Consider the following 15,028-nt stretch of genomic DNA (forward strand, 5'->3'; position numbering starts at 1 on the left):
CGCTAACGTAGCCACACGTTTCCTCCTAAGTTAATAAAATCGGAAGAAAAACTCAGGGATGAGCTATCCATACCATGCCTTCTATCGGTTCACACCACCCACCGACTCTCTGAAAAAACACATTAGTATCTTGTTCCCGTCACAGTCTTTGCTATATTATCTTCATTATATTCATACGTTTTCAAAATGTCAAGCCTTTTTAAGAAATTTATTCTTGGCTTTTGTTCCCATATGCTCTTTGGGCTGCTTCTCTTGCTACGTCAGTTATGGTATATTCGCGATTTGATTTCTCTAAACGTGCCGGCAGTGTGTCATAAACTTCCATCACCATAGAACGCATCCAGAGTGATGGTGTAATTCTCACAGAATAACCATGGCCAGGTTCAGACATCCACTCATAAAAGTTAGCTTTTGGCAAACCATATGCAGCTAAAATAGACATAATAACACCACCGTGTGTAACAAGCACAGCTGATGTTTTTCCCTCATGCATCATATTTTTAACAAGCATTTCAAAACCAGTACAAACTCTCTGCATAAAAACAATACCGCTTTCTCCATTTGGAGGCGCAGCTTGACTTCCATCGGCCATCCATTTTTGGAAGTTCTCGTCATCTTTGAGTTCTTCTGCTGTTTTGTTTTCCCAATCACCAAAATTACATTCTGCCATTTCTAAAATAACCTCAGGATCTGCTTCGGGATATAAAATTTTCAGAGTATCAACGCAACGGGTTGATGGGCTTGCATAGTAGGCTTCTGCTTCAGGATAAGGATATTTGTTTTTAAGTTCGAGCAGCTCTCGAATGCTCTGCATGGCAAGCGGTGACTCGGTTCGCCCAATGTAGCGCCCTTCAAGATTCCCCTCACTAGGAGCATGACGAATAAAGTGTATGGTATAGGATTTCATTTAGAGTTCCTTTCGTTTGAAATACTTTGATTGAGCTCATACTATTATAATATTGACTCAAAAAAAAAGCAAATTTTATGCTACAATTTTTGCAAAATGGATTTTTTTGTGCTATTATATCTATATTTGTAAGCATTCTATCTTTGGAGGCACTCCTATGTGTGGTTTTGTTGGATTTATTGATGGAGCGGAAACGCAAACTAACGCTGCTGTTCTGACTTCTATGACCGATGCAATACGTCACCGTGGTCCTGACGACGCTGATTATTATATGGACGGTTCCATCTCTTTGGGATTTCGCCGTTTAAGCATTATTGACCTTGAGGGTGGGCGACAACCTATTCTAAATGAAGACGGTAACATGGTGTTGATGTTTAATGGAGAGATTTACAACTATCAAACAATTCGAGAAGATTTGCTTGAAAAAGGCCATATTTTTAAAACCCAAACAGACTCAGAGGTACTCTTGCACGGTTATGAGGAATACGGCACTGAACTTCTCAACAAACTTCGCGGCATGTTTGCTTTTATGATTTGGGATAAAGAGAAAAAAGAGTTGTTCGGCGCAAGAGATTTCTTTGGAATCAAACCGCTTTATTACAGCAAAATGGGTAACACGCTGATGTTTGGCTCTGAAATTAAGAGCTTTTTACATCACCCCCACTTTAAAAAAGAGCTGAACGAAAAAGCGCTTGAAAGCTATCTTTCTTTTCAGTATTCCCCTGGGCCAGAAACTTTCTTCAAAAATGTGTATAAGTTCCCTCCCGCCCATTATTTCCTTTATAAAGACGGTAAAATGGAAACCACTCGTTATTGGATTCCTGAATTTAACGCCGAAGAAGACAAACCACTTTCTTACTGGGTTGATGAAATTGAAAAGACTTTTGATGGCTCTGTAGAAGCACATAAAATCAGCGATGTCGAAGTTGGCTCTTTTCTTTCCAGCGGTGTTGATTCAAGCTATGTCGCCTGCTCTGCAAACGTAGACAAGACCTATACAGTCGGCTTTGATAACGGAGAAAAATACAACGAAACCAGCTATGCAAAAGAGCTTTCCGAAATGATTCCTGTTAAAAACATTAGTAAAGTCATTACACCTGATGAGTTTTGGGGAACTTTTTCAAAAATTCAATATCACATGGACGAACCTCTTGCCGACCCGTCTGCTGTTGCTCTTTATTTCGTCTGTAACACTGCGGCAAAAGATCTGAAGGTGGTTTTATCCGGTGAAGGTGCCGATGAAATTTTTGGTGGCTACAACATTTATCGTGAACCTCTTGAAATGCCTTGGTATGATAAAATTCCTTTTCCTATTCGCAGATTTATCGGCAACGTTGCTTCTAAATTACCGGCAAAGCGAGGCCTAAATTTCTTAGTTCGCCGAGGTAAAAAACTAGAGGATCGTTTTATTGGCAACGCCTATATGTTCAGCGAAAAAGAACGAAAATCCTTGCTCAAATACGACACAGGTGCTCTTTCCCCAGCTGCTTTAGTTAAGCCTTATTACGATATTATGAGAGACAAGGATTCTGTTACCAAAATGCAATTTGTTGATCTCAATATGTGGATGGTTGGGGATATTTTGCTGAAAGCGGACAAAATGAGCATGGCAAATTCTCTCGAACTACGTGTTCCTTTTCTGGACAAACATATTATGGAGCTTGCCGGCAGAATCCCACTGAAATATCGTGTGAATGATAAAAACACTAAGTTTGCCTTGCGCGAAGCTGCCGCTCGCAGAATGCCAGAAAAATGGTCAACCAAAAAGAAACTTGGCTTCCCTGTTCCAACAAGAGTTTGGTTGAAGGAAGAAAAATACTATAACACGGTTAAAGAAACCTTTACCAGTGATTATGCACAGAAATTCTTTCACACTGAAAAGCTAGTTGCTTTATTAGATGCTCACAAAGAAGGCAAAGTAGACAACAGCCGAAAGGTTTGGACTGTCTATACTTTCTTAATTTGGTATAAAGAATTTTTTATTGACCGATAATAAATAAGCTGCCGATTTAGACCGTCGCTTTGCGGCGGTTTTTTTTCTGTCCAAATTTATAGGAACTGCTTTTAAATCTGACAAAAACTTTATGAAAAAGCACAAATTAAAACTGAATCTCAATTTCATATTGACGTTCTATAGTAGATGTGTTAAAATGATACACAGTTTCAAATTGAGGAGGTGTATTTGAATATGGGACAATTTAATGGTTATCAAACCAAACAAGGTGAACAGCTTTTGTCGTATCTGTCTTCACTTAAAGGACAACATGTAACTGCAGAGGACATCATTCAACATTTTGAAATTGCCGGAATCCGCATTGGACGCGCCACTGTATACCGTCATTTGGACAAGTTGGTTCAAAGCGGAAATGTGCGTAAATATAGTTTTGAAAACGCACAAAGCTCTTGTTATCAATTTGTGGATTGTCAGGATTCGTGTCATCATCATTTACACTTAAAGTGCAAAGACTGCGGGAAACTTTTCCACGTTGAATCTGATATATTAAGTCAAATAGAAGATACTTTTATGCAGAGCAGCGGTTTTGCATTTGACAGTATGAGTACAGTTTTTTATGGCATCTGTAAAGATTGTGCTGCCAACCATGAAAATGTATAAGCATAAAAAATGGCAACGTTTAGCGGCTGTCATTGGCTTTCTTTGTGTTTTTATAGTTGCAGAAATTACATTCCTTACGGCCTTTCATCATCATGAAGATTTAACACACTGTACGGTGTGCTCTCAACTTCACAAAACAGAGAGAACTGTTTCTATTTCCTCTACTCTTGCGGTTAATTGTTTTCTCATCTTTAGTATATTAAAGATAATTCTTCTATTTTCTTTTCTTTTGCAAGTGCCAAATCCTATATCTCTTAAAAATCGTTTAGACAATTAAGCCTATCTAACTTTCACCATTTATATTCTCTCATCCTAATTAAAAATATGGAGGCTTCCATTTTATGATAAAAAAAATATTGGCATTATGCCTATCTGCTGTACTAGCCATGTCTTTGGCTGCTTGCAGCAATTCAAATCCATCCTCGATGACCTCATCTAAATTAGAAAGTAATTCGCTTTCTCAAGAAACAACTTCGGATAAAGAAAGCCCCGTTTCTGTTGTTACAACAATTTTTCCTCCCTATGACTTTGTACGCCAGATAGCCGGTGATAATGTAAACTTAAGAATGCTCTTACCACCTGCAGCAGAAAGTCATTCGTTTGAGCCTACTCCACAAGATATTATCAACATTCAAAATGCAGATGTTTTCATTTACGTTGGCGGTGATTCTGATACTTGGGTAACTGGTATTTTGGAGTCCTTAGACACTTCTAAAATGACTATTATCTCTATGATGAATTTAGTTGACACAGTGGAAGAAGAAGTTAAAGAAGGCATGACCGATGAACACGAGCATGCTTCTGAAGAAATTCAACCTGATGAGATAGAAGACCGTCCACTAAGCAATTGGAACGGCAACTGGACTACTGTTGAAGCCAATCTTGCCAACGGCGATTTAAATGAATATATTGAGCATGAAGCTGAAGAAAATGAAACAGACGCTGAAACTCAAAAATCAGATATTGCTGAAAAATGGAAATCAGATTATACTTCTTTAATTATTGCTGATAACACAGTTTTACTGGATGACAGTAAGGCAGAATATCAGTATATGGGATATAAGCTCGTTAAAACCGATCATGGAAGTTCAGTTTGGTATGGCTTTGAAACAACAGCTGATACCTCTCCCAAATATATCGCATTTTCTGATCACAATATTGGGCCTGACGAACATGACCATGCCGATGATGATGATCACACAGAAGAAGAACACGAACAGGTAGCTCATTTTCACTTCCGTTATGGTGATGATAGCTTTGAATCTCTGACTTCCATTGAAAATTGGTCACCGACTTATTTTCCAGCGGCTTCTTCTGCCGAAGAAGTAGAAGAAGCCCTTAGTGAACACGGTCATTCTCATGAAGAGCATGAATATGATGAACATGTTTGGACATCACCTGTCAACGCAAAAATAATTACACAAGCCATATCAGACACGCTCAGTAAAATTGATGAGGCTCATGCTGAAACTTACAAAAAGAATACCACTGACTACATTACCAAGCTTGATGCCTTAGACCAGGATTTCCGTGAAGTTGTGAAAAACGGCAAACGAAAAACCTTAATTTTCGGCGACAGATTTCCCTTCCGCTATTTTGTGGATGAATATGGGCTCGATTATTTTGCAGCATTTCCTGGCTGTTCAACCGAAACAGAAGCCAATGCTCAAACCATCGCCTTCTTAATTGACAAGGTAAAATCCGAAGAAATTCCGGTAGTCTTTTATATTGAACTTTCCAATGAAAAGATGGCAAATACCATTGCTGCCGAAACCGGCGCCACCAAAAAGCTTTTCCACTCCGTACACAATTTAACAAAAGATGAATTTGAATCTGGTGTCACTTATCTTGATTTAATGCAACAAAATGTTCTTAATTTAAAGGAGGCTCTTAAATAAATGCCGCTTATCACCTGTAGGGACGTTTCTTTCGCTTATGAAGGAAATACCGTTGTAGAAGAGTTGAATTTTTCAGTTGATTCAGGAGATTATCTTTGCGTCGTCGGCGAAAATGGTTCTGGCAAAAGCACGTTAATCAAAGGATTATTGGGGTTAAAATCACCTAGTAAAGGTAAAATCTCAATGGATGAAAATCTAAAATCCAATGAAATCGGTTATCTTCCCCAACAAACAGCTGCACAGAAAGATTTTCCTGCAAGTGCCTATGAAATTGTCATTTCGGGCAGACTTAGCACAAGGGGGATTCGCCCGTTCTATACAAAAGAGGACAAGCAGATTGTCGAAAAAAACATTGCTCTTTTAGGCATTGATAATCTGCGTAACCGCTGCTACCGTGAACTTTCAGGTGGGCAGCAACAACGTGTACTGCTTGCTCGAGCGCTTTGTGCAACCAAAAAGCTTCTTCTACTAGATGAACCTACTGCTGGTTTAGACCCTATGGTGACCGTTGAGTTATACAATCAGATTGAACATATTAATAAAGAAACCGGCTTAACCATTATTATGGTTTCTCATGACATAGAGAGCTCTCTAAAATATTCAAGTCATATCTTGCAATTAAAAAAGCAACAACTGTTTTTTGGCACTACCGACGACTACAAGCAGTCTGATGAAGTAAATCGCTTTTGGGAGGTTTCTAGATGAGTGATTTCATAGCAAAATTTATGGAAATGTTCTCCTATGGTTTTATGGCTAAAGCGATTATTGTCGGCCTGTTGGTGTCTTTATGCGCTTCTCTTCTCGGCGTAAGCTTGGTACTTAAACGATATTCAATGATTGGCGACGGCCTTTCTCATGTTGGCTTTGGTGCTATGGCTGTTGCAACTGCTCTGAATGCAGCACCCATGACAGTATCGTTACCAGTTGTTATCTTAGCCGCTTTTTTGCTGCTAAGGATTAGTGAAAACAGCAAAATCAAGGGAGATGCCGCCATTGCGCTTATTTCCACTGCCTCTCTAGCCATTGGCGTCATTTCTATTTCGTTGACGACTGGCATGAACACAGATGTTTATAATTACATGTTTGGTAGTATTCTCTCTATGAGCGACAGCGATGTAGTTCTTTCTGTCATTCTTTCAATTGTGGTTTTAATTCTTTTTATTTTCTTTTACAACAAAATTTTTGCTGTAACCTTTGACGAAACATTTGCACGGGCAACTGGCACTCATACTACCATTTATAACATGATGATTGCTTTTTTAACTGCTATCACTATTGTCTTGGGCATGAGAATGATGGGCGCATTGTTGATTTCCAGTCTTATAATTTTTCCCGCACTCACATCCATGCGGCTTTGCAAGACATTTAAATCTGTCACAATTTCTTCTGCTATCATTTCTCTTCTTTGTTTCAGCGTAGGTATAACAGCTTCTTATCTATACGCAACGCCTACAGGGGCTAGCGTCGTTGTTGCCAATATCCTTGTTTTTATTTTCTTTTGGCTGATCCAATTTATAAAAGAAAAAAAAGCAGTATAATTGTCTTAAAATTAGCCATACTAAACAGCAGTCTCCTTTTCAAAAGGATTCTGCTGTTTTTTTGCGCAAAATGAGTATATTTGAAAAAATAGTGGAAACCCTATACTCTATAAAACAGAAGGGCGGATTTTCTATGAATGACAATAACGATAAAAATCAATCTGTCGGAGGTTCCTTACTTCGCTGGATTGGGAGAATGATTATTATAGCAATTATTTTAGCAATTGTTTCTTTCCTTACTCCTGGCTTTTCCATTAACGGATTGTGGTCATATCTGTTAGCTGCTGTTATTATTAGTCTTCTTGACTACCTTGTTGAAAAGCTAATGGGCATAAACGCTACTCCCTTTGGCAACGGAATTAAAGGCTTTTTAATTTCGGCAGTTATACTTTACCTTGCACAATTTGTGGTACCAAACATGCATGTCAACATTTGGGGTGCCCTCATCGGCGCACTTGTCGTAGGAATTGTCGATGCTTTCTTTCCTAATCAAGTTTTTGAGAAGTAATCTTAGCTTGTCACAAAAAAGGAGCTACCAATTCGGCAACTCCTTTTTTTATACTGTTTTCTTGCTCTTAGAACTTAAATAGTCTAAAATCATCAATAAATTAATTTTCTTTGGGGAAAATTTCAGCTGCTTTTTTTTGCATTTCTTCAATAAAACCATTGTAGTGGTTATCGATTTGATTATACAAAGAAACTACCTGCTCCTTTGACTTTGCCGATGCTTTTGCTATTTCGGCAAGCAAAGCCGATATACTTTTCACATCGTGAATAGAACGGCTTTTAATCTGAGACGCCTCTTCTTTTGCTTCGTCTAGCACTTTCTTAGAATCATATATCGTTTCAGCCGCTTCTTGCTTCGCTTCTTCTATCATCTGATTGACAATTTTTTTACCATTATCCATAAGCTCAGCAAAATCATCTACTCTTTTTGTTTCTAATAATTTAATTTTATTCTGCTCAGTTTGCAGCTCTGAATATTTCTTTTCAACTTCTTCTTTTTGTTCCTTCAACGTGCGAAGTTCTTTTTTGAGCTTGTCTAGCTGTGATTCAAGATCCATTTTTTCTTCAAAGAGTTTATCAATCCAACTGTCCACATCAGAAGTTTTATATCCAAATCCTTTTGCGAATTTTACACTATCCTGTTCACTCATAAAAGAGCCTCACTTTCAAATAAAAAAATCCTTACAGCCAATTTATTCTTATTAAAAATATAGCATACTATCCTAAAACTGTCAAGATTCCATAGAAAAAGAGAGCAGTCAAATCGACTGCTCTCCTATTTTGCATAAAATCAAGCTTTCTTCTTGCGATTCCCAAATTTAGTGAGAATATAAACAATTACAGCAAGTAACCCAATTACTACAAATATTCCTAGCATACCCTTGCCCATTATAGCAAGAGCAGCCATCAAGTTTTCCATATTAATCGCTAAAAACAAAAGATTCAACGGCATTTTAATCATCCTTTCAGAACTTATTTTACATGAAGAATCTCAGTACAATTCCACCAGCAAGTGCTGATGCAACTTGACCTGAAACGTTTGCGCCGACAGCATGCATCAGAAGATGGTTTTGATTGTCTTCTGCAATACCCATTTTTTCAATTACTCTGGCAGACATTGGGAAAGCGGAGATACCCGCTGCACCAACCATTGGATTTACTTTTTCTTTCAAGAACAAGTTCATCAATTTTGCAAACAGAACGCCACCAATAGAGTCAAATACAAACGCAAATAAGCCCAGACCCATAATCAATAGAGTTTCAACGCTTACAAATTTCTCTGCTATCATAGAGAAAGAAATGGTAAGTCCTAAAAGAAGTGTAATCAAATTGGCAAGTGTATTTTGTGCAGTTTCAGATAAACGAGCCAATACACCGCATTCACGGATTAAATTACCGAACATCAGGAAACCAACCAAAGAAACAGAAGCAGGTGCAATTAAACCAGCAATCATTGTTGCAATGATTGGGAACAAAATTCTAGTTGTTTTTGTCACACTAGCAGGACGATAAGACATGCGAATTTGTCTTTCTTTCTTAGTTGTAACCAACTTAATAGCAAGCGGTTGTATGATAGGCACAAGCGCCATATACGAATAAGCTGCCACCGCAATCGGGCCGATGTAACTAGATTTAAGAGCCTGTGAAACCAATATTGAGGTTGGGCCATCTGCAGCACCAATAATACCAATTGAAGCGGCATCTCTTAAATCAAAGCCGAGCAACGTTGCTAAAACAATCGTTACGAATATACCAAACTGTGCTGCGGCACCAAATAAGAACATTTTAGGATTTGAAAGCAAAGGTCCAAAGTCAATCATCGCACCAATGCCAATAAAGAGTAAAAGCGGCATAGCTTCTGAAGCTTCAATACCCACTTCAAAAAGCCACTGAACAATACCTTTTACTTCTCCCACACCAGTTACAGTCTGATTTAACGCTCCAGACATTGGCAAATTCACTAAGATAGCACCAAAGCCCATTGGTAAAAGTAAAGCAGGCTCATAATCCTTCTTAATGGCAAGCCAAATCAGCAAGCCTCCAATCACATACATAACAACTTGTTTTGCTGTTATGGCGGCTACGCCTTCCCACAAAAATTCCATTTCTTTTTTCCTCCATTTTATCCGCATCTCAAGTGAGTTTTGTGTTTTTATAGATAACACAGAAATTCACAGCCATAACGTACGCATGAAGGCTGTGAATCTAAAAACAAAACTCCTACATTTAACATCTAAAAAATTCTATCATAATTGCCGTAAACTGTCAATAATTTTCCTGTTTTTTAAAAAAGAATATATCCGCACCTATCCAAATCTAAAAAACTTAGGCTGTTTTGTCAGAATGTGTTCCCTTTGCTAGACATTTTTTACAGCTGCCATTGAAAACAATATCTGCCGTCCTAATATCAATTCCATATTTATCTGATACATCCGATAAATCTTCTTTTGAGAAAAAAGAACTATCAATATCTTCCACTATTCCGCATTCTTCACAAATAAAGTGTGCATGCTTGTAAATATTGGCATCAAAGTGTTCTTGACCATTGATAACCCCTATACTCTTGATTTTGCCGCATTCACAGAATTTTTTTAAGTTGCGATATACTGTTCCTAAACTCAAATCAGGATATTTAGGCTTCAATTTCGCATAAATCCAATCAGCTGTGGGGTGTGATTCTGTAGATTGGATAAGCTTTAAAATCGCCATCCTCTTTCTGCTGAAATTTTCTTTTCTCATACTTTCCATTTGTTCAATTCACTACCAATCTAAAATAATCTCTGATTGCATACCTTTAGTCTGTATAAAATCAGCCGCTTCGGTATATTTGTCTAAGAGCAGATATTTTGCAGCACAAACTAAAGAAAATATTTACACATCATTTTGTTTTAATCATGCATAAATATTTTATTAAACGCTCAAATTTCTGCTTTTACCTCTATTGTTAAGTTATTATATCACATGAATATTTAAAAGTAAACTATATAATAATAGAAATCAATGTTATTTTATTGATCTTATAACTTTACATATATATTCATTCATTATTCATCTAACCACTTTTATATTATCTTAGACAATAAAACTTATCCCCTTGTGAAAGCAGGGATAAGTTTTGATGTTTCTATGAGGATGTGTGTAAGCTTACTATGATTCTGTTCATTCTCCATCATTCGGTTTAGATTCAAGATTAGAAGTTTCCGGATTTTCTTCTGAATTTGCTTTAGAAGATGTGATTTCTGAACTGGTAGGCTCTTGTGTCGGACTTTCGCTAATTGTCTCGGGAGCTTTTTCTTTTCCGCTAATTAAGACGGCCGCTTCAGCCGCTGTAACTTCTTTTATTTCAAGAAATTCAGCAGAGACAAAGGCACTGGTGTCCTTGTATTTTACTTTATACCAATCTTCTACTTTTTCATCAGAAGCTAAGATGAAATAGGTATCATCGGGAGCAACTGCTAAAACTTCTGCATCAGCTGAGGCTTCTTTGCGCAGGTTCAAGCCTACATCTGTATTTTTAACTTGCCCAATTTTTATTTTTTCCTCCACTATTTCTGCAGTTGAAGATTGAGAAACATCCGAAACGGGAGGAACTGAGGAGCTTTTTTCTTCAGATGATCGGCAGCCAGTTAAAAATAAGAGGGTCACCAGTGTGAGTAGAATTGCCTGTTTTTTCATAGTACAGCCTCCTTGGATGAATTTTATTATTCTTATATTTTATTATAGTATTGATGATTCCATAAGTCTATATACATTTCAACTAAAAATAAAGTTTTAATCTTGACTAAGCCAATACTTCGCCTTTTATCCGACAAAAAAGCGGCAATAAGAATAAAAATTTTATAGCCAAATGGCGATTTATGAGGTACGTCTTATTCGCAAATAGGCCCCTTTTGCTATGTGCTGTTCTGTCTTTAGAAAGACCGTCATCTCTGCATGAGGTGCCGCCTCAATTGGATTTTTCCATTCATCATAAATCTCGTCCAGTAACACCGTAAAAGGTTCTGTATGAGGCTGTAACACATCAGCTTCAACTCCTTTTAAGAACTTATTACGCTGTTTGAGTTTAATGAATCCATCTTCTTCTCCTTCACAAACAGCCACTACATCATAGTCTCGAATATAGCCTCCGCTTTCTGTTGTTTGCCCGGGCTCTTCATTAAAATAAAAACCCTTAGAATACTCTCGATGGCTGATTTTTTCTGTTTCTAACAAGATATTTTCAGGCAATTTGCCTGTTGGGTTTTTCATAAAGAAATCTACCGCACGCCGATAAGCAGAAGTAACCGAAGCTACATAGTAAGCAGATTTAGCCCGTCCTTCAATTTTCAGACTTGTAATTCCTGCGGCAATTAGTTCGGGAATATGTTCAATTAAACACATGTCTTTTGAATTGAACATAAACGTACCCCGCTCGTCTTCTTGCAGGGTAAAATGCTGATTCGGACGCTGTTTTTCAGTTACATAATATTCCCAACGGCACGGTTGAGAACAAGCACCCCGATTGGCATCGCGACCATTCAAATAATTTGAAATTAAGCATCTTCCTGAGAACGACATACACATCGCTCCATGTACAAAGGTTTCGATATCTAAATCCTCTGGCACATGTCTTCTAATATCTGCAATTTCTTTTAAAGGCACTTCGCGTGCTAACACCACTCGCTTAGCACCCATATCGTATAGCACCTGTGCGGTGTGATAATTCGTTACACCAGCTTGCGTAGAAATATGAATTTCTACGCTGGGCGCATATTTCTTAGCCATCGACATGACGCCTAAATCGGAAACAATGACTGCATCTGCACCTGATGATTCTATCATTGCTAGATAGGCTGGCAAAAACTGCATTTCATCATTATGCGGCACTGTATTACAAGTAACATATACTCTTACATGATTGGCATGAGCAATTTTAACCGCTTCATGCAACTCTTCTTCTGTAAAATTCGTTGGTGCTGCTCGCATACCAAACATTTTTCCTGCCAAATAAACAGCGTCTGCTCCATATGCAATTGCAGCATGAAGTCTTTCCATGTCCCCTACCGGAGATAATACCTCCGGTCTCTTTAATAAGTCCATTCCTTGTTCCCTTTCTATTGCAAAAGCACCCTCTGCCTCGCAAAGAGTGCTTTTTGTTTTTTCGCTTATAGCAACCCTGCTAACTCTAAATTGACTTGATGCTCTTCAGCGGTCTGTGCATAGAAGGCTTCACCTTCTGCACTATGACAGAAATACAGATAACTTCCATATTCTTCGTTTGGCATCAGCGCTGCTTTTATTGCATCTGTACCCGGATTACAAATTGGTCCTGCCGGCAAGCCTTGAACCTCATAGGTGTTATAACTACTTGTATATCCCTCTGGTGCATCTGCTTTTGTATGGTAAGGATAAAAAGTTGTCGAATCACAATCTAACGTATAAATGTCATAATCCGCACCAAAATTCAATCGATTATGAAGAACCGCAGATACTTTATACATATCATCGACATTTGCCGCTTCACGTTGAATGATAGATGCTAATCTCATCACTTCATCAAGCGTATATCCAGACTCTTCTATCTTAGAATTTAAAAATTTAATCTTTTCCGAATAATTTCCTAAAAGTTTTTGCACTACATCACTTGGATCGGATTTTTCGTATAAGAAATAGGTATCTGGATACAAGTAACCTTCCAGCAAATAATAACGATCTGCTAAATTGTTAATTTTACGTATCTCAGGATAGGTGTCAGATTGATATTTTGCTAACTTAACTTCATCCAAAAAGTCTTGTGCTGAACAGACATTATTTTCTTCCAATAGATTTGCTATATCTGTAACATTGCTGCCTTCTACAATAGTAATAGTCGCTACGGCTGCTTCTTCACCAGATATTAAATTATCAATAATTTCTTGATAATCCATATTTGTTTTGAGTTTATGCGTGCCTGCTCGCACATACTCAAGATCATCTGATGCTGTAATTTTAAAATACAATTGGAAAAATTCTTCTTCATCGATAGCGCCTTTTTCTTGTAAAAGAGTAGCAAGCTGATCAACAGTAACATTTTCAGGAATTTCAATATCCACAAAATTTTCTTGCTGCCTGTTTTTTGCTAAAAAATCATAGGCACCGTCAGATAAATACCCTCCTAAACTCAAGGAAAGTAAAATGACCATAATAAGCCAAACAAAAGAAAATACTCTTTTGTTCTTACCAGCTTTAATCTTATTTCTTTTTTTATGTGCCTTTTTCTCTTGCTTCTTTTCTGCTTCAGAATAATGTTGACGACCATAGGATTGCTGTATGGGCATTGGTCCATTGTCTGAAGAGTGAATTGCACGCATAGGGCCGGTCGCCATTTGCTCGTCTGTTAGATTTAACTTGAAATTTTCAGTTGTCGGTCTTTTGGGTGCATTTTCTAGATATCTACCCGAATTGGGACCTGTGTTACCCTGATTCTCATTCATATTTATAATCCTTTCACAGTCATCACTTTTTTATCAGTCAAAACCATGTTAACTCTTTGATCAAATGTATTAACAGGCAGAGAATCTGATAACAGCTCATCATAGCAAAAACCAATTGAAAAAATCTTGTGTAACGCTAAAAAGCGGTCATAATATCCTTTGCCATAGCCCAATCGAAAACCTTCTTCGGTGAAAGAGAGACCTGGCACAATACAAATAGATGTCTCTTTTACTGGTTTTTGTTCCGCTTGTGCTGGGTTCGGTTCCAAAACGCCAAACTCGCTTTTCACCAGTTTAGATTTATCTGTAACCAAATAGAACTGCATCTCAGCACTATTGGGCGGACAATAAGGGCTTAAGACTTCTTTTCCGTCTTTCATTGCGCAGTTCCATATCCATTCTGTGTCTACTTCTTCTTGTTTACTCATATAAAGAAAAATCTGCTCTGCATTTTGATAGGCAGGCAATTCTGTAAAGGCTTTAGCGATAGCTCTATCTTTTTCAAGCTTAAACTCTATGTTTTTTCGCTTTGCCCGCAGAATTTTTCGCAGTTCTACCTTCTGTTCACTTACGGACATTGAACGCTCTCCCTGATTCTATCTGCCGTTTTTAATGTTGTGAGTGCTTCTAGAATCTTTAGTCCAAAGTCAAGAGAAACACCCATACCTTTTGCTGTAATAATCTGTCCGTCGCGACAAACAGATTCCTCTGACAGCAAAGCACCCTTCAAGTCTTTTTGAAAATCAGGATGTGCTGTTGCTTGCTTGCCTTTTAATAATCCTAGATGGCCTAAAATCGAAGGAGCTGCACAGATAGCCGCCAATAAAACTTGGTTTTCGACACAATAGGCTATCGCAGACTGCACTACTGGCGAATTCTCTAGATTTTTAGTGCCCGGCATCCCACCCGGCAAAATAACGGCTTGTATACTTTCATTTAAATGAACCTGAGTTTCATCAATATCGGTTGTCACCGGAATATCATGTGAACCGTAAATCACACGGCTGCCAATCCCCACTGTTTGTGTAGGAATACCGACACGGCGCAGAACATCTACGGCTGCCAGCGCTTCAATTTCTTCAAAGCCATTGGCTAAAAATACATATACCATA

16 protein-coding genes and 1 other annotated feature (1 of these 17 running past the window's edge) are annotated in these 15,028 nt (G+C 37.9%); of the genes, 6 read left to right on the plus strand and 10 right to left on the minus strand.

Translation table 11 applies throughout. The annotated features are described in order from the left end of the window. Positions 1–152: a binding site (T-box leader), on the minus strand (it extends 90 nt beyond the left edge of the window). Positions 153–208: 56 nt separating this feature from the next. Then, positions 209–907 carry a histidine phosphatase family protein gene (locus CS931_RS02900; protein ID WP_099204252.1) on the minus strand — a complete coding sequence of 233 codons (699 nt, stop codon included), beginning with the start codon at positions 905–907 and terminating at the stop codon, positions 209–211. A gap of 157 nt (positions 908–1,064) precedes the next feature. Between CS931_RS02900 and asnB the strand changes: the two genes are divergently transcribed. From asnB to CS931_RS02935, 6 genes are all read left to right on the plus strand, one after another. Continuing rightward, positions 1,065–2,900 carry an asparagine synthase (glutamine-hydrolyzing) gene (gene asnB / locus CS931_RS02905; protein ID WP_099204253.1) on the plus strand — a complete coding sequence of 612 codons (1,836 nt, stop codon included), beginning with the start codon at positions 1,065–1,067 and terminating at the stop codon, positions 2,898–2,900. 195 nt (positions 2,901–3,095) lie between these two features. Next, positions 3,096–3,521 carry a Fur family transcriptional regulator gene (locus CS931_RS02910; RefSeq protein ID WP_099204254.1) on the plus strand — a complete coding sequence of 142 codons (426 nt, stop codon included), beginning with the start codon at positions 3,096–3,098 and terminating at the stop codon, positions 3,519–3,521. Between the two features lie 341 nt (positions 3,522–3,862). Beyond that, a complete protein-coding gene (locus tag CS931_RS02920) occupies positions 3,863–5,419 on the plus strand; it encodes a metal ABC transporter solute-binding protein, Zn/Mn family (protein ID WP_099204256.1) in 1,557 nt (518 codons plus the stop codon). Next, positions 5,420–6,124 (plus strand): metal ABC transporter ATP-binding protein, encoded by a 705-nt coding sequence (locus CS931_RS02925; protein ID WP_099204257.1) that lies wholly within the window; start codon positions 5,420–5,422, stop codon positions 6,122–6,124. Further along, complete coding sequence (locus tag CS931_RS02930; RefSeq protein ID WP_200814928.1) at positions 6,121–6,957, plus strand: metal ABC transporter permease; 837 nt, start codon at positions 6,121–6,123, stop codon at positions 6,955–6,957. The genes CS931_RS02925 and CS931_RS02930 overlap by 4 nt, the downstream gene beginning before the upstream one ends. A 133-nt stretch (positions 6,958–7,090) precedes the next feature. Next, a complete protein-coding gene (locus CS931_RS02935; protein ID WP_099204586.1) occupies positions 7,091–7,465 on the plus strand; it encodes a phage holin family protein in 375 nt (124 codons plus the stop codon). Positions 7,466–7,565: 100 nt separating this feature from the next. Here CS931_RS02935 and CS931_RS02940 read toward each other — a convergent pair whose 3' ends face one another. The 9 genes from CS931_RS02940 to CS931_RS02980 form a co-directional block, all read right to left on the minus strand. Continuing rightward, positions 7,566–8,114 carry a hypothetical protein gene (locus CS931_RS02940; protein WP_099204258.1) on the minus strand — a complete coding sequence of 183 codons (549 nt, stop codon included), beginning with the start codon at positions 8,112–8,114 and terminating at the stop codon, positions 7,566–7,568. Positions 8,115–8,254: 140 nt separating this feature from the next. Beyond that, positions 8,255–8,416, minus strand: a complete 162-nt coding sequence (locus CS931_RS02945; protein WP_242964882.1) for a hypothetical protein — start codon at positions 8,414–8,416, stop codon at positions 8,255–8,257. Positions 8,417–8,441: 25 nt separating this feature from the next. Next, complete coding sequence (locus CS931_RS02950) at positions 8,442–9,569, minus strand: sodium ion-translocating decarboxylase subunit beta (protein ID WP_099204259.1); 1,128 nt, start codon at positions 9,567–9,569, stop codon at positions 8,442–8,444. 220 nt (positions 9,570–9,789) lie between these two features. Further along, complete coding sequence (locus tag CS931_RS02955; protein ID WP_242964883.1) at positions 9,790–10,173, minus strand: Fur family transcriptional regulator; 384 nt, start codon at positions 10,171–10,173, stop codon at positions 9,790–9,792. 450 nt (positions 10,174–10,623) lie between these two features. After that, on the minus strand, positions 10,624–11,139 hold the full coding sequence (locus CS931_RS02960; RefSeq protein WP_099204261.1) for an SH3 domain-containing protein: 516 nt from the start codon (positions 11,137–11,139) through the stop codon (positions 10,624–10,626). Positions 11,140–11,319: 180 nt separating this feature from the next. Next, positions 11,320–12,543 carry a peptidase U32 family protein gene (locus CS931_RS02965; protein ID WP_099204262.1) on the minus strand — a complete coding sequence of 408 codons (1,224 nt, stop codon included), beginning with the start codon at positions 12,541–12,543 and terminating at the stop codon, positions 11,320–11,322. Positions 12,544–12,608: 65 nt separating this feature from the next. Beyond that, positions 12,609–13,916, minus strand: coding sequence for an endolytic transglycosylase MltG (mltG, locus tag CS931_RS02970; protein WP_099204263.1), 1,308 nt, complete (start codon positions 13,914–13,916; stop codon positions 12,609–12,611). A gap of 2 nt (positions 13,917–13,918) precedes the next feature. Continuing rightward, positions 13,919–14,494 carry a 5-formyltetrahydrofolate cyclo-ligase gene (locus CS931_RS02975; protein WP_099204264.1) on the minus strand — a complete coding sequence of 192 codons (576 nt, stop codon included), beginning with the start codon at positions 14,492–14,494 and terminating at the stop codon, positions 13,919–13,921. Then, on the minus strand, positions 14,485–15,027 hold the full coding sequence (locus CS931_RS02980) for a DJ-1 family glyoxalase III (protein WP_099204265.1): 543 nt from the start codon (positions 15,025–15,027) through the stop codon (positions 14,485–14,487). Before CS931_RS02980 ends, CS931_RS02975 begins: the two co-directional genes overlap by 10 nt. Position 15,028 lies beyond the last annotated feature (1 nt).

This window comes from Scatolibacter rhodanostii (assembly GCF_900197595.1).
In the GTDB taxonomy this organism is placed as follows: Bacteria; Bacillota; Clostridia; order Oscillospirales; family Acutalibacteraceae; genus Scatolibacter; species Scatolibacter rhodanostii.

Coding starts and splice junctions, on each gene's coding strand:
- CS931_RS02935 (WP_099204586.1), top strand. CDS start 7,091: ATGAATGACAATAACGATAAAAATCAATCTGTCGGAGGTTCCTTACTT.
- CS931_RS02955 (WP_242964883.1), bottom strand. CDS start 10,173: ATGGCGATTTTAAAGCTTATCCAATCTACAGAATCACACCCCACAGCT.
- asnB (WP_099204253.1), top strand. CDS start 1,065: ATGTGTGGTTTTGTTGGATTTATTGATGGAGCGGAAACGCAAACTAAC.
- CS931_RS02920 (WP_099204256.1), top strand. CDS start 3,863: ATGATAAAAAAAATATTGGCATTATGCCTATCTGCTGTACTAGCCATG.
- CS931_RS02940 (WP_099204258.1), bottom strand. CDS start 8,114: ATGAGTGAACAGGATAGTGTAAAATTCGCAAAAGGATTTGGATATAAA.
- CS931_RS02925 (WP_099204257.1), top strand. CDS start 5,420: ATGCCGCTTATCACCTGTAGGGACGTTTCTTTCGCTTATGAAGGAAAT.
- CS931_RS02965 (WP_099204262.1), bottom strand. CDS start 12,543: ATGGACTTATTAAAGAGACCGGAGGTATTATCTCCGGTAGGGGACATG.
- CS931_RS02980 (WP_099204265.1), bottom strand. CDS start 15,027: ATGGTATATGTATTTTTAGCCAATGGCTTTGAAGAAATTGAAGCGCTG.
- CS931_RS02930 (WP_200814928.1), top strand. CDS start 6,121: ATGAGTGATTTCATAGCAAAATTTATGGAAATGTTCTCCTATGGTTTT.
- CS931_RS02960 (WP_099204261.1), bottom strand. CDS start 11,139: ATGAAAAAACAGGCAATTCTACTCACACTGGTGACCCTCTTATTTTTA.
- CS931_RS02975 (WP_099204264.1), bottom strand. CDS start 14,494: ATGTCCGTAAGTGAACAGAAGGTAGAACTGCGAAAAATTCTGCGGGCA.
- mltG (WP_099204263.1), bottom strand. CDS start 13,916: ATGAATGAGAATCAGGGTAACACAGGTCCCAATTCGGGTAGATATCTA.
- CS931_RS02945 (WP_242964882.1), bottom strand. CDS start 8,416: ATGCCGTTGAATCTTTTGTTTTTAGCGATTAATATGGAAAACTTGATG.
- CS931_RS02950 (WP_099204259.1), bottom strand. CDS start 9,569: ATGGAATTTTTGTGGGAAGGCGTAGCCGCCATAACAGCAAAACAAGTT.
- CS931_RS02910 (WP_099204254.1), top strand. CDS start 3,096: ATGGGACAATTTAATGGTTATCAAACCAAACAAGGTGAACAGCTTTTG.
- CS931_RS02900 (WP_099204252.1), bottom strand. CDS start 907: ATGAAATCCTATACCATACACTTTATTCGTCATGCTCCTAGTGAGGGG.